Origin of the sequence: Arthrobacter sp. RCC_34 (genome assembly GCF_041360795.1) — a bacterium.
Lineage (GTDB): Bacteria > Actinomycetota > Actinomycetes > Actinomycetales > Micrococcaceae > Arthrobacter_E.
The window spans coordinates 535,191-559,225 of sequence record NZ_JBFUPW010000002.1; the positions used below are offsets into that span (position 1 = coordinate 535,191).

General features: G+C 67.0%; 20 protein-coding genes and 1 riboswitch. Of the genes, 7 read left to right on the top strand and 13 right to left on the bottom strand.

Translation table 11 applies throughout. The annotated features are described in order from the left end of the window. Positions 1–163: 163 nt before the first annotated feature. From AB6732_RS11155 to speB, 3 genes are all read right to left on the bottom strand, one after another. Positions 164–2,092 carry an ABC transporter ATP-binding protein gene (locus AB6732_RS11155; RefSeq protein ID WP_370960124.1) on the bottom strand — a complete coding sequence of 643 codons (1,929 nt, stop codon included), beginning with the start codon at positions 2,090–2,092 and terminating at the stop codon, positions 164–166. Between the two features lie 143 nt (positions 2,093–2,235). Beyond that, the gene (locus AB6732_RS11160; protein WP_370960018.1) at positions 2,236–3,969 is read right to left on the bottom strand and encodes an ABC transporter ATP-binding protein; all 1,734 of its coding nucleotides are present in this window, start codon (positions 3,967–3,969) and stop codon (positions 2,236–2,238) included. Positions 3,970–4,401: 432 nt separating this feature from the next. Continuing rightward, positions 4,402–5,454 carry an agmatinase gene (speB, locus tag AB6732_RS11165; protein ID WP_370960019.1) on the bottom strand — a complete coding sequence of 351 codons (1,053 nt, stop codon included), beginning with the start codon at positions 5,452–5,454 and terminating at the stop codon, positions 4,402–4,404. Between the two features lie 318 nt (positions 5,455–5,772). Between speB and AB6732_RS11170 the strand changes: the two genes are divergently transcribed. Together AB6732_RS11170 and AB6732_RS11175 are read left to right on the top strand one after the other, a co-directional pair. Further along, the gene (locus AB6732_RS11170) at positions 5,773–7,737 is read left to right on the top strand and encodes an amino acid transporter (protein WP_370960020.1); all 1,965 of its coding nucleotides are present in this window, start codon (positions 5,773–5,775) and stop codon (positions 7,735–7,737) included. A 527-nt stretch (positions 7,738–8,264) separates the two neighbouring features. Beyond that, positions 8,265–8,912, top strand: a complete 648-nt coding sequence (locus AB6732_RS11175; RefSeq protein ID WP_370960021.1) for a hypothetical protein — start codon at positions 8,265–8,267, stop codon at positions 8,910–8,912. A 249-nt stretch (positions 8,913–9,161) separates the two neighbouring features. Here AB6732_RS11175 and AB6732_RS11180 read toward each other — a convergent pair whose 3' ends face one another. Then, positions 9,162–9,737, bottom strand: a complete 576-nt coding sequence (locus AB6732_RS11180) for a helix-turn-helix domain-containing protein (RefSeq protein WP_370960022.1) — start codon at positions 9,735–9,737, stop codon at positions 9,162–9,164. Positions 9,738–9,979: 242 nt separating this feature from the next. Beyond that, positions 9,980–10,088, top strand: a riboswitch (SAM riboswitch). Positions 10,089–10,099: 11 nt separating this feature from the next. Between AB6732_RS11180 and AB6732_RS11185 the strand changes: the two genes are divergently transcribed. The 3 genes from AB6732_RS11185 to AB6732_RS11195 all read left to right on the top strand — a co-directional run bounded on the left by AB6732_RS11185 (position 10,100) and on the right by AB6732_RS11195 (position 12,707). Further along, positions 10,100–10,402 (top strand): hypothetical protein, encoded by a 303-nt coding sequence (locus AB6732_RS11185; RefSeq protein WP_370960023.1) that lies wholly within the window; start codon positions 10,100–10,102, stop codon positions 10,400–10,402. 51 nt (positions 10,403–10,453) lie between these two features. Beyond that, entirely contained in the window at positions 10,454–11,545 is a 1,092-nt protein-coding gene (locus AB6732_RS11190) for a VIT1/CCC1 transporter family protein (protein ID WP_370960024.1), read from the top strand. Positions 11,546–11,675: 130 nt separating this feature from the next. Continuing rightward, positions 11,676–12,707, top strand: coding sequence for a YdcF family protein (locus AB6732_RS11195; protein ID WP_370960025.1), 1,032 nt, complete (start codon positions 11,676–11,678; stop codon positions 12,705–12,707). Here the strand turns inward: AB6732_RS11195 and AB6732_RS11200 are convergent. From AB6732_RS11200 to AB6732_RS11220, 5 genes are all read right to left on the bottom strand, one after another. Then, the gene (locus AB6732_RS11200) at positions 12,692–13,207 is read right to left on the bottom strand and encodes a MarR family winged helix-turn-helix transcriptional regulator (protein WP_370960026.1); all 516 of its coding nucleotides are present in this window, start codon (positions 13,205–13,207) and stop codon (positions 12,692–12,694) included. The genes AB6732_RS11195 and AB6732_RS11200 overlap by 16 nt on opposite strands. A gap of 222 nt (positions 13,208–13,429) precedes the next feature. Then, the gene (locus tag AB6732_RS11205) at positions 13,430–13,606 is read right to left on the bottom strand and encodes a CsbD family protein (protein WP_208188102.1); all 177 of its coding nucleotides are present in this window, start codon (positions 13,604–13,606) and stop codon (positions 13,430–13,432) included. 69 nt (positions 13,607–13,675) lie between these two features. After that, the gene (locus tag AB6732_RS11210; RefSeq protein ID WP_370960027.1) at positions 13,676–13,939 is read right to left on the bottom strand and encodes a GlsB/YeaQ/YmgE family stress response membrane protein; all 264 of its coding nucleotides are present in this window, start codon (positions 13,937–13,939) and stop codon (positions 13,676–13,678) included. A 45-nt stretch (positions 13,940–13,984) separates the two neighbouring features. Then, positions 13,985–14,299: a hypothetical protein gene (locus AB6732_RS11215; RefSeq protein ID WP_370960028.1), complete on the bottom strand. Its 315-nt coding sequence runs from the start codon at positions 14,297–14,299 to the stop codon at positions 13,985–13,987. Positions 14,300–14,750: 451 nt separating this feature from the next. After that, the gene (locus tag AB6732_RS11220; RefSeq protein ID WP_370960029.1) at positions 14,751–16,271 is read right to left on the bottom strand and encodes a sodium:solute symporter; all 1,521 of its coding nucleotides are present in this window, start codon (positions 16,269–16,271) and stop codon (positions 14,751–14,753) included. Between the two features lie 214 nt (positions 16,272–16,485). Between AB6732_RS11220 and AB6732_RS11225 the strand changes: the two genes are divergently transcribed. Then, the gene (locus AB6732_RS11225; RefSeq protein ID WP_370960030.1) at positions 16,486–18,177 is read left to right on the top strand and encodes a thiamine pyrophosphate-binding protein; all 1,692 of its coding nucleotides are present in this window, start codon (positions 16,486–16,488) and stop codon (positions 18,175–18,177) included. Between the two features lie 249 nt (positions 18,178–18,426). On the opposite strand, the gene AB6732_RS11230 is transcribed toward AB6732_RS11225, so the two are convergent. Both AB6732_RS11230 and AB6732_RS11235 read right to left on the bottom strand, forming a co-directional pair. Next, complete coding sequence (locus AB6732_RS11230; protein WP_370960031.1) at positions 18,427–19,917, bottom strand: DUF5129 domain-containing protein; 1,491 nt, start codon at positions 19,915–19,917, stop codon at positions 18,427–18,429. Positions 19,918–20,005: 88 nt separating this feature from the next. Further along, the gene (locus tag AB6732_RS11235; RefSeq protein ID WP_370960032.1) at positions 20,006–20,599 is read right to left on the bottom strand and encodes a helix-turn-helix domain-containing protein; all 594 of its coding nucleotides are present in this window, start codon (positions 20,597–20,599) and stop codon (positions 20,006–20,008) included. Between the two features lie 87 nt (positions 20,600–20,686). On the opposite strand from AB6732_RS11235, the gene AB6732_RS11240 reads away from it, so the two are divergent. Further along, the gene (locus AB6732_RS11240; RefSeq protein ID WP_370960033.1) at positions 20,687–21,661 is read left to right on the top strand and encodes an NAD(P)/FAD-dependent oxidoreductase; all 975 of its coding nucleotides are present in this window, start codon (positions 20,687–20,689) and stop codon (positions 21,659–21,661) included. Positions 21,662–21,752: 91 nt separating this feature from the next. Here AB6732_RS11240 and sucD read toward each other — a convergent pair whose 3' ends face one another. Both sucD and sucC read right to left on the bottom strand, forming a co-directional pair. Continuing rightward, positions 21,753–22,670 carry a succinate--CoA ligase subunit alpha gene (sucD, locus tag AB6732_RS11245; RefSeq protein ID WP_208188095.1) on the bottom strand — a complete coding sequence of 306 codons (918 nt, stop codon included), beginning with the start codon at positions 22,668–22,670 and terminating at the stop codon, positions 21,753–21,755. 23 nt (positions 22,671–22,693) lie between these two features. Continuing rightward, the gene (gene sucC / locus AB6732_RS11250) at positions 22,694–23,860 is read right to left on the bottom strand and encodes an ADP-forming succinate--CoA ligase subunit beta (protein WP_307496075.1); all 1,167 of its coding nucleotides are present in this window, start codon (positions 23,858–23,860) and stop codon (positions 22,694–22,696) included. Positions 23,861–24,035: the final 175 nt, after the last annotated feature.

Consider the following 24,035-nt stretch of genomic DNA (forward strand, 5'->3'; position numbering starts at 1 on the left):
GTTTCCTGTGCTCGGTGTTTCCTGTGTTCGGTGTTTCTGGTGTTCGGTGTTTCCTGCGTTCCGTGCCCGACGGACCGTCTGATCTGAACCCCTGAAGCGAAGTCATGCCCCGGCGTCGCGCAGATCAGAACCTGTACGACGCCGGGACATGATGTCCTGCTGATTACTCGCCGGCGCCTACCGCGGCGGGTTCTTCCTCCTCCTCGATGCCGCCTGCGAACTGCGACATGTAGAGGCGGTAGTACGCGCCCTCGCTGGCGAGGAGCTGTGCATGGTTGCCCTGCTCCACGATGCGACCGTCCTCCATCACGAGGATGGTGTCGGCGTCCCGGATGGTCGACAGACGGTGGGCGATCACGAAGCTGGTCCGGTCGGTCCGCAGCGCGGCCATGGCCTTCTGCAGCAACAGCTCGGTCCGGGTGTCGACGGAGCTCGTGGCCTCGTCCAGGATGAGCAGCGACGGGTCGGACACGAAGGCCCGGGCGATCGTGATGAGCTGCTTCTCGCCCGCGGAGACGTTGTTGCCTTCCTCGTCGATCACCGTCTCGTAGCCGTCCGGGAGTGCCCTGACGAAGCGGTCCACGAACGTGGCCTTCGCCGCCGCCATGATCTGGTCTTCGGTGGCGTCGAGGTTGCCGTAGCGGATGTTCTCGTAGATGGTGCCGCCGAAGAGCCACGCATCCTGGAGGACCATGCCGATCTTGGAACGGAGTTCCGCCCGGCTGAGGTGCGTGATGTCCACCCCGTCCAACGTGATCCGTCCGGAGTTCAGCTCGTAGAACCGCATGACCAGGTTCACCAGGGTGGTCTTGCCCGCACCGGTCGGCCCCACGATGGCCACGGTGTGGCCGGGCTCGGCAGTGAAGGAGAGGTCCTCGATGAGCGGCTTGTCCGGCGTGTAGCTGAAGCTCACGTTCTGGAACTCGACGTGCCCGTCGGTCTTGGCCGGGAGGTGCTCCGTGGCGGTCTCCTCGTCCTGCTCGTCGGCGTCGAGGAACTCGAACACGCGCTCAGCGGACGCCACACCGGACTGGAGCATGTTCGCCATGCCGGCGATCTGGCCCAGCGGCTGGCTGAACTCGCGGGAGTACTGGATGAACGCGGTGGCATCGCCCAGCGACATCTGGCCAGCGGCGACCCGGAGGCCTCCGACGACGGCGATGCCCACATAGCTCAGGTAGGAGATGAACTGCATGACCGGGAAGATCATGCCGGACACGAACTGCGCGCCGAACGCGGCCTTGTTCAGGGACTCGTTCTTCTCGTCGAAGCGTTCCAGCATGTCCTGCTCGCGACCGAAGATCCGGACGAGGTCGTGACCGGAGAAGGACTCCTCGATCTGGCCGTTCAGATCGCCCGTGTTCTTCCACTGGGCCGCGAACAGCTTCTGGCTGCGGCTGCCGATCACACCGGCCGCGATGCCGGACAGCGGCAGCGCGATCAGGGCGATCAGCGCGAGCTGCCACGACACCACGAACATCATGACCGCGATGCCGAGCACCGTCAGCACGGAGGACACCAGCTGGGAGAAAGCCTGCTGGAGGCCTTGCTGGACGTTGTCGACGTCGTTCGTCACGCGGGAGAGGATGTCGCCGCGCTGACGGGTGTCGAAGTAGTTCAGCGGTAGGCGGTTGAGCTTCGCCTCCGTGTCGTCACGCAGGCGGCGGACCACCTTCATGACGATGCGGTTCAGGATGTAACCCTGAGCCCAGAGGAACAGATTCGCCGCGAAGTACATGAGCAGCACCGAGGCGATGAGGAAGCTCAGCTGCTGGAAGTCGATGCCCTGGCCCGGAACCAGATCCATCTTGGACACCATGTCCGCAAAGTTGTTCTGTCCCGACGCCCGCAGCCCCTGGACCACCTGGTCCTTGGTCACGTCCGCCGGAAGCGGCTTGCCGATCACGCCCGCGAAGATGACGTCCATCGCCTTGCCGAGCACCTTCGGCGCGATCACGTTGAGGACGACCGAAATGACCACCAGGACCACCACGAACCAGACGCCCGCGGCCTCCGGCTTCAGGAGACCGAAGAGGCGCTTGGCGCTGGGCCAGAAGTTCTTGGCCTTCTTGGCCGGCACATCGCCGAACATGCCGCCGTCGGCCTCGGTGGGCTGGTACTCCTGCTCCTCGACGCCGTCGTCGTCGGGCGTGACGGAGGGAGCGGCCGCGGTGTCTTCAGTCACGGCTCCGCCCTTGCCGCGCTTGCCGCGACCTGCGAACTTGCTGTCGCCGCTCATGCTGCCTCCTCGGCACTCAGCTGGGACTCAACGATTTCCTGGTAGGTGGGACTCGTGGACAGGAGCTCCTGGTGGGTCCCGCGGTCCACGATCCGGCCGTTGTCGAGGACGAGGATCTGGTCCGCCTCGGTAATGGTGGAGACACGCTGCGCCACGATGATCACCGTGGCATCCGACGTCTGCTTCTTGAGCGCGGCGCGGAGCTTGGCGTCGGTGGTCACGTCCAGAGCCGAGAACGAATCGTCGAACACGTAGACCTTGGGCCGGCTCACGAGGGCCCGCGCGATGCACAGGCGCTGGCGCTGACCACCCGAGACGTTGGTGCCCCCCTGCGAGATCCGGGAGTCGAGGCCTTTGCTCTTGGCCTGGACGAAGTCCTCGCCCTGCGCCACACGGAGCGCCGCCCAGAGGTCCTCGTCGTCGGCTTCGGTACGGCCGAACCGCAGATTGTCGCCGATGGTGCCGGAGAACAGGTACGGCTTCTGTGGCACCATGCTCACTCGGCGGGTGATGTCCTGACGGGCCAGCTCCGGAACGGGCACCCCGTCCAGGACCACTTCGCCCGACTCGGCGTCGTAGAGGCGGGACAGCAAGGAGACCAGCGTCGTCTTGCCGGAGCCGGTGGAACCGATGATCGCCAGTGTCTGGCCGGGCTCCGCCGTGAACGAGATGTTGCTGAGGACCGGCTCCTCAGCGCCGGGGTACGCGAAGGTCACGTCGCGGAATTCGACGCGGCCGGCCAGCTCGGCCGGCTGCTTCGGGTCGCTCGGCTCCTTCATGGACGGTTCGACGTCGAGCACCTCACCGATGCGGTCGGCACAGACCGAAGCGCGCGGGATCATCATGGCCATGAAGGTGCCCATCATGACGGCCATGAGGATCTGCAGAAGGTAGGACAGGAACGCGGTGAGCGAGCCGACCTGCATGCTGCCCTGGTCCACTCGCTGTCCGCCGAACCACAGCACCGCGGCCGTGGACAGGTGAAGGATCATGCCGATGGCCGGGAACATCAGCACGAAGAGGGAGCCGATCTTCAGCGAGACGTTGGTCAGGTCCTGGTTGGCGACGCCGAACCGGTCCTTCTCGAAGGGTTCGCGCACGAAGGCCCGCACCACGCGGATGCCGATGATCTGCTCGCGCAGCACGCCGTTGATGCGGTCGATCTTGCCCTGCATGCCGCGGAAGAGCGGCATGAGACGGACGACCAGGTAACCGACCACGGCCACCAGGATCGGCACGGAGACCCACACGAGCCAGGACAGGCTGATGTCCTCCTTCAGGGCCATGATGATGCCACCGACGCACATGATCGGGGTGGACACCATGAAGTTCAGGCCCATCAGGACGACCATCTGGATCTGCTGGACATCGTTGGTCCCGCGCGTGATCAGGGTGGGGGCGCCGAACTTGTTGACGTCCTTGGCCGAGAAGCTGGTCACCTTGCGGAAGATGCCGCGGCGCAGATCGCGTCCGATCGCCATGGAGGCTTTCGAACCGAAGTAGACGCCGAAGATGGCACAGATGACCTGGATGAAGGCCACCATCAGCATCACACTGCCGGTGCGCCAGATGTAGTCGGTGTCGCCTTTGGAAACGCCCTCATCGATGATCTGGGCGTTCAGGCTGGGAAGGTAGAGGGCCGCGATGGTGGAGCCCAATTGGAAGAGGAGCACGGCCAGGATCTGGCCGAGATAAGGCTTTGAGTAGCGCTTGATGAGCGTCAGGAGCATGGAATCCAGCCTAGTGAACAGGGTCTGACAAAAAAGGGGAAATGCAGCGAGATCATCCTTCAGGAGGACGGTTTTCCGGGTCGGGACGGCAACAATCCGCCTGGAGGATACTCCTGCTCCGGCTGACGGGAGGGGCCGGAGCCACCGACCGGACCGGCAGAGAGGAATCGACGGAGCCCGAAGGCCTGTTGGTTGCGGGAGGCAACCGTATCATGAGAACTCACCCTGTGGACATGCCTTCAGGCTAAGCTCTCCGGCGCTTCCAGACCAGAGTTCCGAAGCGGTTCTTGCAGAAATGAGCGAGCTCCTCCGTCCAGGACTTAAACGCGGCAGCGCCCCGGTTTCCCGGGGCGCTGCTGGATGACGCGGACTTTCAGAGGATCGCGTCAGTCAGGTCCTGACGCCCGAATCCCGACGGCGCACGGAGGCCGCTCAGGCGTTGAAGCCGGCCGGACGGTGATCCGTCTGACCGAGGGCCTGCGCCGCGTAGCCGTTCGGGGCGCCGAAGCGGTCGCCTTCCATGGCGGAATCGGCCATGAGGGTGACGAGCTCGTAGGCCACGTGGCTGCCGGACACACCGGTGATCTCCGCATGGTCGTACGCCGGAGCGATCTCGACGACGTCGGCGCCCACGAGGTTCATGCCGCGGAAGCCGCGGATGATCTCGAGGAGCTCGCGGCTCGTGATGCCGCCGGCCTCAGGGGTGCCGGTGCCCGGCGCGTGAGCCGGGTCCAGCACGTCGATGTCGATGGAGATGTACAGCGGGCGGCGGCCGATGCGGTCACGGACCTTCTCCACGGTCTCGAGCACACCCTGGTAGTACACGTCGGCGGAGGTGACGATGCCGAAGCCGAAACGGTGGTCGTCGTCGAGGTCCTTCTTGCCGTAGAGCGGGCCGCGGGTGCCGATGTGGCTGATCGCCTCGGTGTCCAGGATGCCTTCCTCGACCGCGCGGCGGAACGGGGTGCCGTGGGTGTACTCGGCGCCGAAGTACGTGTCCCAGGTGTCCAGGTGAGCGTCGAAGTGCAGCATGGCGATCGGCTCACCGGCGCGCTCGGCAGCGGCACGCAGCAGCGGCAGGGCGATGGTGTGGTCGCCACCCAGGGTGACGAGCTTGCTGCCGTCGGCCGTCAGGTCCAGCGCGTTCTGCTGGATAGTCTCGATGGCCTCGTTGATGTTGAACGGGTTGACCGCCATGTCACCGGCGTCGGCCACCTGGACGTTCTCGAACGGGCTGACGTCCCAGGCAGGGTTGTACGGGCGGAGCAGGCGGCTGGCCTCACGAACGTGGTTGGCGCCGAAACGGGCTCCCGGACGGTAGGAGACACCCGTGTCGAAGGGGACGCCGACCACCGTGACGTCGGCCTTCTCCACCTGATCCAGGCGCGGGAGGCGGGCGAACGTCGCAGCCCCTGCGTAGCGCGGGATCCGGGAGGAGTCGATGGGACCCAGATTGCCATTGGCTTCGATGCGGAGCTCTTCCATATCCGTCCTTCACTCTCCATTGAACGACCCCCGAGAGGGCGGGTCTGTGATCACCATCATAAGGACATTGTTTTCTTTTATGCAACAGCTGTTTACATAGACCTCAGAGCCGGAGCGCTCCACGCGAGAGGCGCCGCCGTGCCCCGCCTCCCCAGGTGTCCACACTCGCCGAGGCCGGTCCGCCGTCGTCGCGCATCCTTCCGCACCGTGCCGTCAGGACAGGCGTAAAGGATTCATAAAGATCCCCGCCAAGGGCACCGGGCCGGGCCTAGCGTGAAAGCGTCCACAGCGAACGGTTCCACCATCACAGGAGATCTCGTGACCACGCTCACCCGCGTACCCGCGGATCCTTCCGACCCCCGCAAGCGCACCACGCTCCGGGAGTGGCTGATGGCGGAGACCGCCGAAGGCGCTGGAAAGCAGACCGGCCCCCACGGCCTGGCCGACCAGCACCACCGGAAGACCTGGTGGCAGGTGATGTGCCTGACCGGCGTCGATTACTTCTCCACTCTGGGTTACCAACCGGCGATCGCCGCGCTCGCTGCAGGACTGCTCTCCCCCCTGGCCACCATCATCCTGGTGGTGGTCACCCTGGCCGGTGCGCTCCCCGTGTACCGGCGCGTGGCGAAGGAGAGCCCTCGCGGCGAGGGCTCCATCGCCATGCTTGAGCGCCTCCTCCCCCGTTGGGGCGGCAAACTCGTGGTGCTCGCGCTCCTCGGGTTTGCCGCCACCGACTTCATGATCACCATGACGCTCTCCGCGGCCGACGCCTCCGCGCACCTCACGCACAACCCCTTCGCGCCCGAGTTCCTGCACGGTCAGGAACTCGTGATCACCCTGGCTCTGCTGGCCGGGCTGGGCATCGTGTTCCTGCGCGGCTTCTCCGAGGCCATCAAGGTGGCAGTGGTGCTGGTCGCCGCCTTCCTGGCCCTGAACCTCGTGGTGGTCTTCGTCTCGCTGGTGCACGTCTTCACCTCACCCGTCCTCGTCGGCGACTGGTGGACCGCCCTCAATCAGCAGCACGGCAACCCGGTCATGATGATCGCCCTGGCCGTCCTCGTGTTCCCGAAGCTCGCCCTGGGCCTGTCCGGGTTCGAGACAGGCGTCGCCGTCATGCCGCAGATCCGCGGCGCACAAGGCGACACCGAGGAGAACCCCGCCGGCAGGATCCGCGGCGCCCACAAGCTCCTCACCACCAGCGCCATCATCATGTCAGCGTTCCTGGTGACGAGTTCGCTGTCCACCGTCATCCTCATCCCGGCCCAGGAGTTCCAGCCGGGTGGGAAGGCGAACGGCCGCGCCCTGGCCTTCCTGGCCCACCAATACCTGGGCGACGGCTTCGGCACCGTGTACGACATCGCCACGATCGCCATCCTCTGGTTCGCCGGAGCCTCGGCCATGGCGGGACTCCTGAACCTCGTCCCCCGCTACCTGCCGCGCTACGGCATGGCACCCGCCTGGGCGCGCGCCATCCGGCCGCTGGTCCTCGTGTTCACCGTGGTCGCGTTCGTCATCACCGTGATCTTCGACGCCGACGTCGACGCCCAGGGCGGCGCGTACGCCACCGGCGTGCTGGTGCTGATCACCTCGGCCTCCGTCGCCGTGACGCTCGCCGCCCGCTCGGCCGGCCAGAAGAAGACCATGATGGCGTTCGGTCTCGTGGCCACGGTCTTCGTGTACACGACGATCGCGAACATGGTCGAACGCCCGGACGGCATCAAGATCGCCGCCGTCTTCATCCTGGGCATCCTCGTGGTGAGCTTCGCGTCCCGGGTCCGGCGGTCGTTCGAGCTCCGGGCCACCACCATCAAGCTCGATGAACAGGCCCTGCAGTTCCTGGCGTCGGAGGAAGAGGGGCCCATCCGGCTCATCGCCCACGAGCCCAAGTCCACGGCCGCCCAGCGGTACATCACCAAGTTCAAGCACGCCCAGCTGGCCAGCCACCTGCCCGGCACGGACGCCATGTTCGTTGAGGTGGTGGTGGAGGACAGCTCCGACTTCGAGGAGGAGCTGCTCGTCCAGGGCAAGATCCGGCACGGTTACCGCGTGCTGGAGGTCCACAGCGGCAACGTCCCGAACACGCTCGCGGCGGTGCTCCTGCACCTGCGCGACGTCACGGGTCTCATGCCGCACATCTACTTCCGCTGGACCGAGGGCAACCCGATCTCCAACCTCCTGAAGTACCTCTTCTTCGGCGAAGGCGAGATCGCACCCGTGACCCGGGAAGTCCTGCGCGAAGCCGAGCCCGACATCACCCGGAGGCCCTGGGTCCACGTGGGGTGAGGCGGGGGGTGCGTGAGGTGCCTGGTTGAGGGCCGCCCGGACCGCTGCACTTGCTGGTTCACCCACCCCGAACGCTGAACTCGCTAAGGAGGGTTTGAGATCGCTACAGCCGGTAGCGATCTCAAACCCTCCTTAGCGAGTTCGCCGTGTTCTCCCGTGCTTGGGGAAAGACCGGGCCGCCAGTCATCCACATGGCCCTCCGGGTTCACGAGACTGCGGACTGGACTCCGGAGGATGGGGACATGACACCTCTCCCCGCCATCCCCTGGCTGCCACCAGACCAGGATCACTGGACCACTGCGGAGCTTGAACACCTCGGTATTGGACGCACCGCGCGACACCGGCTGCTCACCACTGGGGACCTCGCCCGACTGCGCCCCGGCCTCTTCGCGCGGAGACGTGCTGCTCCATCGCCCGGGCCGTGTGAAATCGCTGATCAGACGCTTCAGGCACATGCGCACCGGTCCGCGACCAGACCCGGCGCCGCCTATGTGTACAGCCACACCTCGGCGGCGCGGCTCAGGGGTTTGAGATTCCTCCGCGATAGCAGCGTCATCCATGTTTCCTGCGCCAGCAATCCGTGCCTACGACGCCTCGGCGCCGGGGTCCGGACCCATGTCGTCCGACTGCCGGAGGAACACATCGAGGACATCGCCGGGATCCGTTGCACCACGCTGGAACGCACCATCATCGACTGCGCACGGATCATGCCCCTCGAAGACGCGATCGTCCTGGCGGATCAAGCGCTGGGTCTTGGAGCAGACCGTGGCCTGCTGCTGAGAATGCTGGACGGGATGGCCGGATACCGAGGGGTCGTGAACGCTCGACGAGTAGTGGAGCTCTCCGACCCGCGGAGTGAATCCGTGGCGGAATCCCGGGCGCGGCTCCTGTTCCATCTCGAAAACCTTCCGGCACCGATTCCGCAATGGGAGGTACAGACGCCCCTGGGGCGGCGATTCCTCGACTTCGCCTGGCCTGAGGAATTGGTGGCCGTGGAGTTCGACGGCGAAGTGAAGTACTTCGGGTCGACGCCAACGGATCGGGCCCTCTACGAAGAACGGCTCCGCGAGCGACACTTGATGGAACTCGGCTGGCGGTTCGTGAGGCTGACATGGACGGATCTGGAACGATCTGGCGAAGTCCGTCGCAGGATCACGTCGGCGCTACGCAGCTAGGTGACGCCACCGCACCCGTGAACTCGCCATCGCCCGGCTCCACCTCGCGTTTTCGCGCTGAACTCGCTGAGGAGGGGTTGATCTCGCTGTCGAGGGCAGCGAGATCAACCCCTCCTCAGCGAGTTCAGCAATAGTCCGGAGCCGCCAAAGCGAGTTCAGGGACCACCACCCCCGGCCTCGCGGGTTCACCGCACAGAACGACTCTTCAGCGAGCGCTCCCGTCCCAGCCTCGCCCTCCGCCCGAAACCCCTACGCCGCGGCGGCGGGGACCAGGACCCAGAGGACCTCGACTTCCTCGTCGGTCGGGTTCAGCCAAGTGTGGGGTTCACGGCCAGGGAAGCTCAGGGTGTCCCCGGCGGAGAGTTCGTAGCGTTCATTGGAGAGGATCAGCACGATCCGGCCCCGGACCACATGCAGCACGTCCACATCGCAGTCCACGGAGTACAGCTCCGACTCGCCCTTGCCCCCGGGCTCGATGACACCCCTCAGCAACTGCACTCGCCGTTCGGAACGGGCGGTGAGCAAGGTCTCGATGATCCCGTCACCACCGAAGGAGATCTTGGGCGCTTCGTCCGCGCGGGTCAGGGCCACATCGGTCGCCGCGAACAGGTCGCCGATGTCGACCGAGAGCACCTGGCAGAGCGTCACCAGGGATGCTACGGACGGGGAGGTGAGATCGCGTTCCACGCGGGACAGGAAACCCTTGGTCAGACCGGTCACGTCGGCCACCTGCTCGATTGTCATGCGCTGAGCCTTGCGGGCCGCGCGGATCCGCGACCCGATATTGATCGGCGCGTTGCTCGGCTCGATGGGGAGGGCTTTCATGATGGCCTTTCATTCACGGGCGCCGCTCGAGGTGGGGGTTCCACGAGTTGGGCACGGAAGTGTTCCCGGTCACGTTGGGCTGCTTCTGGAAGCGAGTTTAGTACCAGGGATCAAGTTATGCCTGCACCTCAACTCGGTTCCGTTCCCGTCGGAGTCTCCCCAGCTCAACACCGCGTCACAGGGCCGTCCGCGAGCCGATGATCCCTGCCGCGCTCCGCCGTCGTCGGCTACAGTGTAGTCAGCTTCACGAGAGGTGGCGCCAAGCTCCGACTGGCCACCCGCCAACCCCATGTTCACGGGTGGCTCGGATGCAGAAGCGGCCCCGTTCTCCTGGCGGGGCAAGAGCACACGCAAGGATTTTCATGTCCGTCACCGTCCTGCCTGCCGTCGACCTCCAGAGCGGCCGCGTCACTCTATTCCTCCACGGCGCCGACCACCACTACTTCTGCGCGCAGCCGCATCAGCTGATCGACGCGCTGAACCGGGCGGTCCGGCGTCCAGCCTGGGAGCACGACGGCGTGCTGACGGTCCGCGTCGCGACCGCGGGGCGGCGGGACGGACGGGAGCTCCACTTCAGCCTGCTGCCACTGTCTGGATTGCGGTCCACCGAAACCGGAAGCGTCGGTGAACCGTCCGAAAATCCGCGGAATTTCGCGCTACAGTGAGGGCTGCGCAATGGGGCGCCACCTCCGACCACACCTCAGGAGCAGGATCCCATGAACACCCCTCAGGCCTCGCCCGCCGAAATCCGGCGCTGGCAGCAGTACCTTGCGGACGAACGCGCCGAAGCCTCCGTATACCGCGATCTGGCCGCCCGCCGGGAAGGGGAGGAGAAGGCCATCCTCCTGGCCCTCGCCGAAGCCGAAGGCCGGCATGAAGCCCACTGGCTCACGCTGCTCGGCGACCAGGCGGACAAGTCCCGCCATGCTTCCCTCAACAGCCGCTTCCTGGGCTTTTTGGCCCGGAACTTCGGCTCCGTGTTCGTCCTGGCACTGGCGCAGCGGGCCGAAGGCCGTTCCCCCTACGCGACCGATCCGCATGCGACGCCCGCCATGGCCGCCGACGAGCAGATCCATGAAGAGGTCGTGCGAGGCCTCGCGACCCGCGGCCGCGCCCGCCTGTCGGGAACGTTCCGCGCCGCGGTGTTCGGGGCGAACGACGGCCTGGTCAGCAACCTCTCCCTCGTCATGGGCATGGCCGCGACCGGCGTCGACAGCCAGGTGGTCCTGTTCAGCGGCGTCGCAGGCCTGCTGGCCGGCGCCCTCTCGATGGGCGCGGGCGAATACGTCTCGGTCCGTTCGCAGCGTGAGCTCCTGGAGGCCAGCCGCCCCACGCAGATCACGCTCGACGCAGCCCCTCGTCTCGATCTGGAACACAACGAGCTCGTCCTGGTGTACCTGGCGCGCGGCATGAGCCGGGAGGCCGCCGAACACCGCGCCGCGGAACGGATGGGCCGTTTCACCTGCGACTGCGACCCGAGCCTGTCCTTGCAGCCCGAGGCCCCTGAAACCACGAACGAGCATGAGGAGATCGGCACCGCCTGGGGAGCCGCCTCGTCCAGTTTCTGCTTCTTCGCATCCGGCGCCCTGATCCCGATCCTTCCGTTCCTCTTCGGCATGAGCGGTTTCGGCGCTCTGGCTCTGGCCGTGGTCCTGGTGGGCCTGGTGCTGCTCGGCACCGGCGCGGTCGTGGGGTTGCTCTCCGGCACCTCGCCTCTCAGCCGCGCGCTGCGCCAGCTGTTGATCGGACTCGGCGCGGCCGGGGCGACCTACTTTCTGGGGCTGCTGTTCGGGGCCACGATCGGCTGACCCCTCCCCTGACCGACGACGGCGCACCCTCCCCCGGCACACAGGCGGAGGGTGCGTCTTTGCCCACATACGCTCCGCACCGACGCCGCCCATACGGACCTCTGCGTAGAGTTACCTGCGGGAGGAATGCATGGACAACATCACCAGGGTGATCCTGGAGAACATCACCACGGTGCTCGCCATCGTGTTCGCACTGGCCGCAGCGGTGAGCACCTGGCGGGACCGCCGCCGCATGAGGAACGGCGTCTTCCTGCTCCTTGCACTGGGCTTCGCACTGCTGAGCCTGGGCCGGAATGACGACACCGCGTGGCTGCTGCTGATCGTCGTGCTGCTCGCGATCCTGGCCGTGCCGGTGCTGGGTGTCTTCCTGACCATCAACGGCGTGGTGATGCTCCAGCGTGAAGGGCGAAGCCTCGCCAATCTGCTCTCCCTGGCCCTGGGCCTCGTGGTCCTCGGCGCTCCATTCCTGCTCGGATTCTTCAACAAGGCCACCGAACGGCTCGGCTCTCCCCTGTGGCTCTCGGCGGTGCCGTTCCTCCTGTTCATGCTGGTCGCCTATGTGGGCTTCGTCTTCTGCGCGTTCCTGCTCTACTCCTTCATCTACGCCCGGACCACGAGCCGGAAGCATCCTGACTACGTGATCATCCTGGGATCCGGGCTCATCGACGGAAAGGTCCCGCCCTTGCTGGCGGGACGCCTGGACAAGGCCGTGCAGATCCACCGGAACGCCCCGGAGGGGTCACGCCCGACACTGATCCCGAGTGGCGGCCAGGGCCCCGATGAACCACGGAGCGAAGGGGAGGCCATGGCCGAATACCTGCGCGAAGCCGGTGTCCCGTCCGGGGACATCATCGCTGAGACCCGCGCGCGGACCACCATGCAGAACCTGGAGTACTCCCGGGCACTCATGACCCGGCCGAATCCGGTGATCACCGTGACCACCAGCAGCTATCACGTGTTCCGGGCGGCCATGTTCACCCGGAGGGCCGGGATGAAGGCCGAGGTCCGGGGCGCCCGGACCGCAGCCTACTTCGTCCCCAGCGCATTCCTGCGGGAGTTCGTCGCAGTGTTCCTGCAGTACAAGTGGATCAACTTCGGCGTGTGCGCGGCGATCGTGCTCGGATGTCTCGCGCTGCTCTGGGAGTCCTACCGCGGGTACTGAGGACGTTCCGCGTTCGCCCGGCGGGATTCGCGCAACGCCTCGATGCTCTCCGTGAGGAAATCCTCGATGACGGCGAGATCCTCGCCGTCGAAAGACCGCGCGACGGCGGTGAGGGCCTCGGCCTGGTAGTCGACGATGGAGTGGACCAGCGTCCGGGCACGCTCCGTCGGATGCAGGATGTTGAATCGGCGGTCCCGGGAGTCCGGTTCACGGAGGAGGTAGCCCGCCTTTTCCAGACGCGCCACGAGGGTGGTGCTGGACGCGGACGAAAGACCGAGGTGTTTCTCGATCATGCTGGCGGTGACCGGGCGCGAACCGGTTTCCGCGAGCAGAAAGCGCAGCGCCGCAAGATCGGTGGAGTTCACCCTCAGTTCCGCACGGAGATCTTCGCGGGCCTGCTCCACGACGACGGTGAACTCGCGGAGGAGATGGAGGGCGGAAAGCGCCTGATCGTGATGATCGCTTTCCCGCCAGTGCTTTTCGATCAGTTCGAGTGCCATCGAAAGATCAGCCTTTTCGACGTCGAGTTCTACTTCGAAACCACCGACCGGCACCGTGTGACGGCTTCGGGTGGAATGGGATGGCGGGCCGGCCGGAAAACCTTCCGGTCCGGGCCGCGCCCCACCGGGGGAACTCCGTCCCCGGGGAACCGCCGGGGCCGGCACCCTCACGAAGGTGTGAGTCGATGCCGGCCCCGACGACGCAGGGTCAATCAGCCGAGGTCACTTGCCCTTGAAGGCGTCCTTGACGTCCTCGCCGGCCTGCTTGACGTCACCCTTGGCCTGCTGAAGCTTGCCTTCAGCCTCCAGCTTGTGGTTGTCCGTCGCCTCGCCGATGACTTCCTTGGCCTTGCCGACCGCCTGATCGGCAGCGTTCTTTGCCTTGTCCGTGAAACTCATGATGTTCGTCCTTTCCGTGGATGCAGAAAACGATGGCGTGCCCTCTGGAGAGGGCACTGAGGACGAGCCTCAGGCCCGGCTCTTGCGGGTCAGAGCCCCCCAGATGACCAGGACGAGCACGGCGCCGCCGATCGCGAGCAGCCAGGACCCGAGGGACCAGAAGCTGTTGACGCCTTCATGGAACAGGGCGGATCCGATCCACCCGCCGACCAGTGCGCCGACGACACCCAGGATGAGTGTCGAGAGCCAGCCGCCGCCGTGCTCACCGGGGGTGATGGCCTTAGCGATGGCGCCTGCGATCAGGCCCAGAATGATCCAACCGAGAAATCCCATGATTTCCTCCTCAAATAGTGCTGAACAGTGTGTCGGTGAAGAGTGTCAGGCGGTGACCAGGGCGGGCTGAGCGCCCGACCGGTGATCCGCGTGGTGTGCGTCAGTCGCGGCTTCGACAGCGAAGCGGACGTGGCGCTGGACGAAGCCGGCATCGAGCAGCTTCTCCATGTCCGGAATGAGCCGGTCCTCGACGAGGGCCATCACGGCCACTGGGTTGGCAGTGCCGGTCATCGTGTACACGGCATGCAGCACGAGCCCGTCGGAGTCCTCCTCGACCCTGACACTCGCATCGGCCAGCGCAGGGTGCGCCTTCGCCGCATTGGCAGAGGCCCTGGCGACCAGGCTCTGGTAGCTTTCCATCTCGCTCTCCCGAATTCTCTGAAGTGTGCAACTCAAGAAATACAACCGCCCGCGGGCGGGGGAACCTCGACCCTTCCTCCCCAGCCAGTGGCAGGTCGGATCTTGCGCATCACGCTAACACATAGCTCGCTTGTCTAGCTAGTCGTAATTTTCCCGGACCTCTCCACCGTGTGTCACTCACCATGGTTCGCGATAAGGCGGAGAGCGCGACACGAACCTCGTAGCTAGCTAGTCTTCCTACCCGCCGAAGCGGCAGACCGCGGACCATCCGCGCCTTCATCGCACCCCTGGCATCCTGCCGCCGGAAACGGCGAAAGCCGCCCCGGTCAGTGACCAGGGCGGCTTTCGTCCGCCGTACTCCTTCGCGCCGCAACCCGGCGCCGGAAACCTTCTCCGGGAGTCGGCGTCGCGCGTCACCGTCCAGCTCTGGACAGTGACACGGTAGGCGTCGTCAGTGCGCCGCGATCGCCGGCTCTTCCTCGGTGCTCGCGCCGGCCAGGCGGGCGTTCCACGCTTCGATGACCTTGGCATCCGTGCGAGGAGTCAGGAACGAGACCACGACGTAGACCACGGCGGAGGAGATCAGGCCGTAGTAGATCGGCTCGTTGGCGTAGACGCCGTCGAGCGGGACCTTGGCATTGATCTCGAGGATGATCATGGTGCCGAGGGTGACCACGGTGCCGACGGCCATGGAGACCGCGGCGCCCATCCCGGTGCCGCGCTTCCACACCAGGCCGCCCAGGATCGCGACCAGCAGGCCGCCCACCAGGATGTCGTAGGCGATGGTGAGGGCCGCCACGACGTCCTTGACCAGGATGGCGAGGATGATCGCCACGACGCCGAGGCCCAGAACCCAGAGACGGTTCTCCTTGACGTCCTCCTCAGGGTTCTTGTCGTGCTCCACGGCCACGTTGCGGCCGAACCAGCTCGCGACGAACGGCGCCACGTCGGTGCGCGCCACCGTGGCGGCCGCGATCAGCGCGCCGGACGCGGTGGACATCATGGCGGCCACGGCGGCCGCGAGGACCAGGCCGCCGATGGCGACCGGGAGGATGTGGGTGGCTACCTCGGCGTAGACCACGTCCTTGCCGAGGTTCTTGACGTCGATGTTCGGCAGCGCCACGTGGGCGGCCATGCCGATCACGGCGCCGGCCAGGCCGTAGAGGATGCAGTAGACGCCCGCGGTGGCGCCGCCCCAGCGGGCCACGCCCGGGGTCTTGGCGGTGAACACGCGCTGCCAGATGTCCTGACCGATCAGCAGGCCGAGGGTGTAGACCACGAAGTACGTGATGATGGTCTGCACGCCGATGCCGTCCCACTGGAAGAACGAGTCGTCCACACGCTGCTTGATGCCGTCCCAGCCACCGGCAGCATTGAGAGCGAAGGGCAGCATGAGGAAGAAGACGCCGATGGTCTTGATGAAGAACTGCACCTGGTCGGCCAGGGTGATGGACCACATGCCGCCGATGGTGGAGTAGACCAGCACGATCGCGCCGCCGATGGCGATCGCCAGCCAGCGGTCCCAGCCGAAGAGCACCACGAAGATGGTGGCGTAGGCGCTCGTGGACGTGGCGCAGAGCATCAGGGTGTAGGCCAGCATCACGATGCCGGAAGTCTGCGTGGCGCGGGCGCCGTACCGCAGGGTCAGCATCTGGGACACGGTGTAGATCTTGAGCTTCTGGATCATGCCCGCGAACAGCAGGCTGAGCAGCAGCACGCCGACGCCGATCGCCACCACCAGCCACATGCCGGAGATGCCGAACTTGTAACCGAGGCCGACGCCGCCGACCGTGGACGCCCCGCCGAGGACCACGGCGGCCATGGTTCCGGTGTACAGGAGAGGACCGAGGCGGCGGCCCGCCACCAGGAAGTCACTGTTGTTCTTGGTCCGGGATTTGCCCCAGAAACCGAAGGCCAGCATGGCCACGAGGTAGAGGATCACGATCCCCGAATTGATGATGTTTCCGTCCATGATGAACCTTACTCAAAGGGTGGTGCGCTGGGTCACGACTGCGCGTGACGACTGACACAAGGGTAGGTTTCCGCTTCAACCAAAGTCAACCAATCAGCAACAACGGGTGCATATTGGAAAACTCGCAGGTAGCATGGTGTTGCGCGGATCACCTTCTGCCGGAGCCCGCAGGAACCGATCCGCGCCCACACGAACTGCTACCCGAGGGGGAGAAATGTCCGGAGAGCACCCGGCAGTACGCAATGGCGGCGACCTGGTGGTCGAGACCCTGCAGGCCCTCGGCGCGCGCACGGTGTTCGGCATCCCCGGCCAGCACGCGCTGGGCCTCTTCGATGCCATGGGCCGTGGCCACTTGCACTTCGTCTCCAGCCGCATCGAGAACAATTCCGCCTTCGCCGCGGACGGGTACTCGCGCGCCACCGGGCAGCCGGGCGTCCTGTTCCTCTCCACCGGCCCTGGCGCCCTGACGTCCCTCGCCGGCCTGCAGGAGGCCTACGCCACGGGCGTTCCGATGGTCGTCGTCGCCAGCCAGATCCCCACGGCCGGTCTCGGAGCGCGACGCCGCGGCATGCTCCACCAGCTCGACGATCAGGCCCTCGCCGCCTCCCAGGTCACGAAATCCCAGCGGACCATCCAGCACGCCTCCGCCATCCCCTCGGCCCTCCGCGACGCCTGGACCGAAGCCATCACGGCGCCTCAGGGACCGGTCTGGATCGAGGTCCCGCAGGACATCCTCCTCGAACCCGTCAGCACTCCCCCGGTCCGGGACATCGCGGCCGAGGCGTTGCCGGTCCCCGCCCGCGCCGAGCTGATCGAGGAGGCCGCACGGCTTCTCACCTCGGCCCGACGACCGCTCATGATCGCCGGCGGCGGCGTCCGCCGCGGGCAGGCGGAAGCCGCGCTCCTGGAACTGGCGGAAGCCCTGGACGCCCCCGTCATCTGCTCCCCGGGCGGCAAGGGCGCCTTCCCGTGGGAACACCCCCTCTCATTGCAGTCCTGGATCGAGGACGTGCACATGAGCGAGCTCATCGAGGATGCCGACGTGCTCCTGGCCGTCGGGACGTCGCTCGGCGAGGTCACGTCCAATTACTTCACCCTGGCTCCGCGGGGGCGTCTCGTCCAGATCGATGCCGAAGCCCGCGTGCTCGAGTCCAACCATGCCGCACTCGGGATCCACGCCGACGCCGGTGAGGCGCTGCCGGCGCTGCGGGCCACCGTCGTCGGGCTGCTTTCGGAGCACGAGCCGCAGGAGCGCGACGGCGCCGCCCGCGACTGGCACGGCCGCTCACCCCGCGAGGTGGTCGCCGCCGCCCTGGACACCGTCCGCGACCGGCTCGCCACCCAGGGCCTGGAACACGAGCTGAACTTCATGGCGGCTGTCCGCGCGGCCGTGCCCGACGGGATGCAGACCTTCTGGGACATGACCATCTCCGCCTACTGGGGCTGGAGCTGCTGGGACGCCCGCTCGGGCCAGTTCCATTCCGCCCAGGGGGCCGGCGGGATCGGGTGGGCCTACGGGGCTGCGATCGGCGGGTCCGTCGGGCTCGGCGAGCGCGTCCTGGCCGTCTCCGGCGACGGGTCGTCGATGTACTCGATCTCCGAGCTCGCCACAGCCCGGCAGCATGACGCGCCCGTGACGTGGCTGATCGTGGACGACGGCGGCTACGGCATTCTGCGCGAGTACATGGAGGGCGCATTCGGCAAGGCCACGGCCACCGAGCTGACCCGGCCCGATTTCGTCGCCCTCGCCGAGTCGTTCGGAGTGCCGGCCCGCCGTGTCGCCGCGGAGGACGTCAAGCAGGCACTGCGGGAGGCCCTCGAGGCGGAGGGGCCGAACGTCGTCGTCGTGGACACCACGCTGCGCATGTTCGCCCCGACCCATCTGGACCGCCCGGTCACCCTCTGACCACGCGGCCGAGCCCCTTAACGCCGTCGGCCCCGGGCTGGCGCGGTCTGCTTGTGACCACAGCACGCCGCCTCCGGGGCTGACAACGGGTTTCGGGTAGTAAAGGGCCTCCGTCGATCGGCGTCACCGTCCCCTCTCGCTTCGTCCACGGTCCGGCGCTTCCGTTCCGTAGTCACTACTGTGGCCGAGCAACATGGGACGCGCCTTGCCGCTGGCTGGGGCGTCACTGGGAATCGCGGCACCTCAACCTCAGAAGCTTGAGGAGCTGCCCGAGCCCGAGAAGCTCCCACCGCTCGAGCCGTAGCCCGTGCTGCTGCTGGAGGATGACGACGAGGCGGCGCTGCGAGCCGAGTCCACGGCCTGCTGACCGGCGTCGAGGCCGCTGCCGAAGTTGATCACCGAGATGATCGGGACCCGCGGGAAGGCGATGTCCACGATGCTCCCGTTGTAGCGCCGGGTGTCAGGCCGGGACGCGGACGCGGCGTCGATCTTCTCCCGCATGAGTTCGGCCTCACGCTCGGAACGGGTGCTGGCCGCGATCACCGCATCGGCATGCCGCTGGAGCAGGTCCGCCATCTGCTCGCGCTCGGACTTGAGCGCGTCCAGGGCCGCGTCCGGGGTGACGCTGCGGTCGTCCAGTCCGGCTTCCAGCCCGGAGAGCCGTTGCAGCGCACCCGCGGCATGCGCGCGGAGCGCCGCGGCGGATTCGAGGCCGGCCCCGGTGGGATTCCCGTTGAGCATCTGTTCCACCTCGGACAGCTCCCCCGCGAGGGCCTCGGACTGCCGGCGCCACGCGTCCCGCCAGCTCGAATTGAGGTTGAGAAGCGCGTTGGAATCGGCGATCGCATCGTCGAGACCGTCCAGGGTCTCCGCCTGGTCCCGGAAGCGAACGGCATCCGTGACGGCCGTGGAGACGGACCGCTCTTTCGGAGTCATGGCCGCGAGCTTGTCCCGGAGCGACGTGGTGTCGCGTAGTTGCTCCTCCAGGGTGTGCCAGCGTTCGAGCACGCGGGACCCGTATGCGGAGGTGTCCGGGATGGTCGACGCATTCAGCTCCGTCTCCTGGAGCTGGAGGGTGACCGAGGCATAGGCGCGGTCACCGGCGTCGAACGCCTCGGCGAACTTGCGCCGGTTGTTGGCGCGGACGCCCACCCAGATGCCGCCGCCCACCAGCGCCCCGCCTCCGATGATCCCACCCGTCCACAGTGTGGCGGGCGCCAGGTACCAGGGCCGCCCGATCCGGGAGGCGGCGGACCGGACACCCTCGATGGTGCCGTCGGTCCACTGGGCCTCACGGAAGAGCGACTTCGTGTCCTCCTGGATCGCCTTCTGCTCGTCCAGGGGGATCTTGCGGTCCTCCCCGAAGTACGTGCCCACGTGGCGGCCGGTGGTGTCGAGCGCGAAGACGAAGAGGCCGTCGGCCCACTTCTGCCCATCCGCGGTGATCCACTCGGGGTGGCGGGAGCGCGCGAAACGAAGCACCTCCTCGTTGAGATCGTCCGACTGGCTGCCGGCCCGCGTGAAGATCACGACTTTGGTGGGCTGGTAGAAGGAGATCTTCTCGATCGCCGGTCGGAGCTGCGGGAGGTAGAGAGCACCCGCCGTGTCTTCTATCTCGAGGCTGGTCACGCCGTCTGCGTGTGCGGGCAGCGCCCCGGCAAGAAGCGGCACGACGGCGGCGAACAGCAGCGCCGTCACCGCCCGGGCCGTGCGGATCGCGATGTTCACTGACCGGTTCATGGTGTCCCCCTGCCGACGCGGTGTGATGTCAGCGCCAGCCTAGCGGGTCCGCCGGGGGTGTCCAGAGCCGCGGAGCCCGGCACCCGGCTCAGAACTCGCTGACGTGCACCTTCTCCCCGGCCGGACTGAAAATGCCCAGGAACTCCGTGGCGACCGGTCCGGCGGCGCCGAACCAGTGGGGCGTGGTGGTGTCGAATTCGGCCGCCTCGCCCGGGCCGAGCCGGTACTCCTGGTTGCCGAGGACGAGCCGCAGCTCCCCCGCGAGGACGTACAGCCATTCATGCCCGGGGTGCACCTTCGGCTGTGGATCCTCGGGCGTGGACTTCCCGTGGAGGACGTGCTTGTACGCGCGCATCCCGCTGTCGCCGCGGCTGAGCGGGAGGAGGGTCTGGCCGTACCTGCTGATCGGCTTGATGTGGACGCGGGGATCGCCCACCGCCGGTGCGCCCACCAGCTCGTCGAGCGGCACCCGGTAGGCGCGGGCGAGTGGATACAGCAGCTCAAGCGTCGGCTTGCGGCCGCCGGACTCGAGCCGGGACAAGGTGCTGACCGAGGTCCCCGTGAGACCCGAGAGCTCGCCGAGCGTGAGGCTCCGGGCCTCCCGGATCGCGCGGAGTCGCGGACCGACTGCGGCCAGGAGGGAGTTCAGCTCGGAATCGTGAGTGTCCTGGGAGGAAGCCATGGAATGAGTTTGCCACTTCAGCAAGCTCCATTGCCAGTTTGGCGCGGCTAGATGAGAATCGTTCACAGGAATCTCAAGGAGGACCACATGACCACCACACCCTACGACGTCGCTGTCATCGGAGGCGGGCCCGCCGGGCTCGGAGCCGCCATCGCCCTCGGCCGCTCCCGCCGCTCCGTGCTCGTGATCGACGCCGGCGAGCCACGGAACGCCCCCGCCGAGGGAGCCCACAACGTGCTGGGGCTCGAGGGCATCGCGCCCGCCGAACTCCTCGCCCGGGGCCGTTCGGAGGCGTCCACCTACGGGGTCGCCTTCCTGAACGGCGCCGCCCGCACCGCCGTCCACGACGACGGCGGGTTCCGCCTCACGGTCGACGCGGCGGATCGGCAGGGCGCCATCGCCGTCCACGCGCGCCGGCTCATCCTGGCCACCGGCCTCGTCGACATGCTGCCCGAGGTCCAAGGGGTCCGCGACGGCTGGGGACATTCCGTCCTCCACTGCCCCTATTGCCACGGCTGGGAGGTGCGGGACCGGCGGATCGGCATCCTGGCGAGCGATGCCCGCGCCGCACACCAGGCACTGCTGTTCCGCCAGCTGAGCGACGACGTCACGATCCTCCCCGGCTGGACCTCGCAGTCCGAGGGCGCCGCCGGCGCCGCGTGGGAGCCGGGAGAGGACGCCGCGCTGCTCGCGGCCCTCGGGGTTCCCCTGGCGTCCGCTCCAGTGACCGCCCTGAGCCTGGACGGGGCCCAGGTGCGGGCCGCCCTCCTGGCCGACGGCACCAGCCTGGAGCTGGACGCGGTGGCGGTCGCGCCGTCGTTCGTCGCCCGCACGGAGCTCTACGAGCAGCTCGGCGGCGATCCCGAGGAGCACCCCATGGGCCGCTTCATCCCCGCCGACCCCACGGGCCGGACGCCGGTCCCCGGAGTCTGGGCCGCGGGCAACGCGCAGAATCTGATGGCGATGGTCTCGGCGTCCTCGGCCGCCGGCGTGCAGGCGGGCGCCGCAGTCAACGCGGACCTCGCGCTCGAAGACGCCGCGCGGTTGCAGGAAGTCGCTTAAAACACCATCGGCTGCTCCCTACGATGCCGGAATCCCCGGAAAACCCGGGAAAACGACATCGTACGGAGCAGCCGATGGCTGCGGTTCAGACTCAGAGAGCCGAGTAGACCTCGCGGAGCAGCGCGGCGGTCTCGGACGGCGTCTTGCCGACCTTCACACCGGCGGCCTCGAGGGCCTCCTTCTTGGCCTGAGCGGTGCCCGCAGAGCCGGAGACGATGGCGCCGGCGTGGCCCATGGTCTTGCCCTCGGGAGCGGTGAAGCCTGCCACGTAGCCGACGACCGGCTTGGTGACGTTGGCCTTGATGAAGTCGGCGGCACGCTCCTCGGCGTCGCCACCGATCTCACCGATCATGACGATGGCCTTGGTCTCCGGGTCAGCCTCGAACGCGGCCAGGGCGTCGATGTGGGTGGTGCCGATGACCGGGTCACCGCCGATGCCGATGGCGGTGGAGAAGCCCAGGTCGCGCAGCTCGAACATCATCTGGTAGGTCAGGGTGCCGGACTTGGAGACCAGACCGATCGGGCCCTTGCCCGTGATGTTCGCCGGGGTGATGCCCACGAGGGACTCACCCGGGGTGATGATGCCGGGGCAGTTCGGGCCGATGATGCGGGTGATCTGCTTGCCGTCGGCGTCGACCTTGGACTGAGCCAGGGCCCAGAACTCGGCGGAATCCTGCACGGGCACGCCTTCGGTGATGACGACGACGAGGCCGATCTCAGCCTCGATGGCCTCGACCACGGCGGCCTTGGTGAATGCCGGCGGCACGAAGACGATCGAGACGTCAGCGCCGGTCTCGGCGATGGCTTCCTTGACGGTGCCGTACACGGGGAGCTCGACGGCGGAACCGTCGGCAGCGTTGTGACGCACGGTGGTGCCGGCCTTGCGGGCGTTCACGCCGCCGACGACGTTGGTGCCGGCCTTGAGCATCAGGGCGGTGTGCTTGGTGCCTTCGCCGCCGGTGATGCCCTGGACGATGACCTTGGAGTCCTTGTTCAGGTAGATAGACATGTTTTTACCTCTGTTATCCGGGCTTAGCGGGCGTTGGCGAGCTCGGCGGCCTTGTCGGCGCCCTCGTCCATGGTGGCGGCGAGGGTGACCAGCGGGTGGTTGGCCTCGTTGAGGATACGACGGCCTTCCTCCACGTTGTTGCCGTCCAGGCGGACCACGAGCGGCTTGTTGGCGGAGGAGCCGAGCTCGGCGAGTGCGCCGACGATGCCCTTGGCCACGGCGTCACAGGCGGTGATGCCACCGAAGACGTTCACGAACACGCTCTTGACCTGCTCGTCACCCAGGATGACGTCCAGACCGGCGGCCATGACCTCGGCGGAGGCGCCGCCTCCGATGTCGAGGAAGTTGGCGGGCTTGACGCCGCCGTGGTTCTCGCCCGCGTAGGCGACGACGTCCAGGGTGGACATGACGAGACCCGCGCCGTTGCCGATCACGCCGACCTCGCCGTCGAGCTTGACGTAGTTGAGGTCAGCGGCCTTGGCCTTGGCTTCGAGGGGATCCGCGGCATCCTTGTCCTCGAGGTCCTCGTGACCCGGGTGGCGGAAGCCGGCGTTCTCGTCGAGGGAGACCTTGCCGTCCAGGGCGAGGATGTCGCCTGCGCCGGTGCGGACCAGCGGGTTGACCTCCACCAGCGTGGCGTCCTCACCCTTGAAGACGTCCCACAGCTTGATGAGGACGGCGGCGACCTTCTCGCGGAGGTCCTCGGCGAAACCTGCGGCGGCAACGATCTCGTCAGCCTTGGCCTGGTCGATTCCCACGGCCGGGTCGACGGCGACCTTGGCCAGAGCTTCGGGCCGCTCGACGGCGAGCTGCTCGATCTCCATGCCACCCTCGACGGAGCACATGGCGAGGTAGTTGCGGTTGGCGCGGTCCAGCAGCACGGAGAAGTAGAACTCCTCGGCGATGTCGGCGCCCTGAGCGATCATGACCTTCTTGACCGTGTGGCCCTTGATGTCCATGCCCAGGATGTTGTCGGCGTATTCGAACGCCTCATCTGCGGTCTTCGCCACCTTCACACCGCCAGCCTTACCGCGGCCGCCGATCTTGACCTGTGCCTTGACGACGGTGACGCCGCCGATCTTCTCAGCTGCGGCCTTGGCTTCTTCAGGGGTGGTCGCGACGATGCCAGCGAGCACGGGAACGCCGTGCGCCTCAAACATGTCGCGAGCCTGGTATTCAAACAGGTCCACGGTTCGGTGTCCTTCTACGTCGAGGTAGGTGTGCAGGCGCCTCCCCGTTACGGGTTATTGCGACCGTTCCGCAGGAGGTGCTCCACTGGGAACTTTAGCCCTGTGCGGGGCTGCGCCGCTCCCAGACTACCGGTTTCGTGACCAAGGCCACATTTCTATGATTTGTAGAACTCGC

What these genes read in the sequence shown, in the direction of transcription:
- AB6732_RS11210 (WP_370960027.1), bottom strand. Translation starts at nt 13,939, where the DNA reads ATGGGATTTCTCGGTTGGATCATTCTGGGCCTGATCGCAGGCGCCATC.
- AB6732_RS11240 (WP_370960033.1), top strand. Translation starts at nt 20,687, where the DNA reads ATGACCACCACACCCTACGACGTCGCTGTCATCGGAGGCGGGCCCGCC.
- AB6732_RS11215 (WP_370960028.1), bottom strand. Translation starts at nt 14,299, where the DNA reads ATGGAAAGCTACCAGAGCCTGGTCGCCAGGGCCTCTGCCAATGCGGCG.
- AB6732_RS11160 (WP_370960018.1), bottom strand. Translation starts at nt 3,969, where the DNA reads ATGCTCCTGACGCTCATCAAGCGCTACTCAAAGCCTTATCTCGGCCAG.
- AB6732_RS11220 (WP_370960029.1), bottom strand. Translation starts at nt 16,271, where the DNA reads ATGGACGGAAACATCATCAATTCGGGGATCGTGATCCTCTACCTCGTG.
- AB6732_RS11185 (WP_370960023.1), top strand. Translation starts at nt 10,100, where the DNA reads ATGTCCGTCACCGTCCTGCCTGCCGTCGACCTCCAGAGCGGCCGCGTC.
- AB6732_RS11195 (WP_370960025.1), top strand. Translation starts at nt 11,676, where the DNA reads ATGGACAACATCACCAGGGTGATCCTGGAGAACATCACCACGGTGCTC.
- AB6732_RS11155 (WP_370960124.1), bottom strand. Translation starts at nt 2,092, where the DNA reads ATGTTCGGCGATGTGCCGGCCAAGAAGGCCAAGAACTTCTGGCCCAGC.
- AB6732_RS11205 (WP_208188102.1), bottom strand. Translation starts at nt 13,606, where the DNA reads ATGAGTTTCACGGACAAGGCAAAGAACGCTGCCGATCAGGCGGTCGGC.
- sucD (WP_208188095.1), bottom strand. Translation starts at nt 22,670, where the DNA reads ATGTCTATCTACCTGAACAAGGACTCCAAGGTCATCGTCCAGGGCATC.
- speB (WP_370960019.1), bottom strand. Translation starts at nt 5,454, where the DNA reads ATGGAAGAGCTCCGCATCGAAGCCAATGGCAATCTGGGTCCCATCGAC.
- AB6732_RS11230 (WP_370960031.1), bottom strand. Translation starts at nt 19,917, where the DNA reads ATGAACCGGTCAGTGAACATCGCGATCCGCACGGCCCGGGCGGTGACG.
- AB6732_RS11225 (WP_370960030.1), top strand. Translation starts at nt 16,486, where the DNA reads ATGTCCGGAGAGCACCCGGCAGTACGCAATGGCGGCGACCTGGTGGTC.
- AB6732_RS11190 (WP_370960024.1), top strand. Translation starts at nt 10,454, where the DNA reads ATGAACACCCCTCAGGCCTCGCCCGCCGAAATCCGGCGCTGGCAGCAG.
- AB6732_RS11180 (WP_370960022.1), bottom strand. Translation starts at nt 9,737, where the DNA reads ATGAAAGCCCTCCCCATCGAGCCGAGCAACGCGCCGATCAATATCGGG.
- AB6732_RS11235 (WP_370960032.1), bottom strand. Translation starts at nt 20,599, where the DNA reads ATGGCTTCCTCCCAGGACACTCACGATTCCGAGCTGAACTCCCTCCTG.
- AB6732_RS11200 (WP_370960026.1), bottom strand. Translation starts at nt 13,207, where the DNA reads ATGGCACTCGAACTGATCGAAAAGCACTGGCGGGAAAGCGATCATCAC.